Below are 893 nucleotides of genomic sequence, written 5' to 3' on the forward strand. Positions count from 1 at the left end.
CGCTGGTCGCCGCTCGCCGCCCTTACGGCCAGCACGGTGATACGGCCGCCGGGGCCCGGGTGCTGGGCAGCGGCCTGCTCGGGGGAGAGGCCGCTCGCCCGCAGCACCGCCTCCTCGCCCGCGTACTGCTCCAGACAGCCGCGGCCGCCGCAGGCGCACTCGGGCCCCTCGGGACGGACCGGCACATGGCCCAGCTCGCCGGCGAAACCGTGGGTGCCGCGCAGCAGTTGCCCCTCCAGCACGACCGCGGCGCCGATGCCGATCTCGGCCGAGACATGGATGAAGTCCCGGGGCGCCGGATCGTGGCCGCCCCGCCACAGCTCGGCGAGCGCGCTCAGATTCGCCTCGTTGTCGACGGTGACCGGCAGCCCGGGCAGCGCCGTGCGCAGCTCGGGGCCGATGTCCACCCCCTCCCAGCCCAGGTTGGGGGCGCGGACGACCAGCGACGAGTCCCGCGCCACCAGACCGGGCACCGCCACCGCGAGCCCCACCGGCCGCAGCCCGCCCAGCTCCGCTTCCGCCGCGACCTGCCGGACCAGGGAGGAGAGCTGGGTGAGCACCGGGGCCGGTGCACGGTCGCGGTTCGCCGACGCTATCTCGGTGCGGGCCCGCACCCGCCCGGCGAGGTCCACCGCGCACACCGCGAGATGGTCCACCCCGATCTCCGCGCCGATTCCGGCCGGACCGCGCTCATTGAGCTGTAGGGCGCTGCCGGGGCGGCCGACCGTACCGGGCCGGGAGGGGCCCAGCTCGACCAGCAGCCCGTCCCGGATCAGCTCGTCGACGAGCGTGGAGACGGCGGCCCGGGTGAGCCCCACCCGGGCCGCCACCGAGGCACGGGACAGCGGGCCGTGGGCGGCCACGGCAAGCAGCACGTGGGAGAGATTGCGCCG

Annotated in this window: 1 protein-coding gene; it reads right to left on the reverse strand. The window is 76.6% G+C overall.

The features are described from left to right. The coding region (locus KN815_RS45670; protein WP_216347688.1) for an ROK family transcriptional regulator at positions 1–893 on the reverse strand (893 nt) is incomplete at both ends.

Source organism: Streptomyces niphimycinicus (genome assembly GCF_018883605.1).
In the GTDB taxonomy this organism is placed as follows: Bacteria; Actinomycetota; Actinomycetes; order Streptomycetales; family Streptomycetaceae; genus Streptomyces; species Streptomyces niphimycinicus.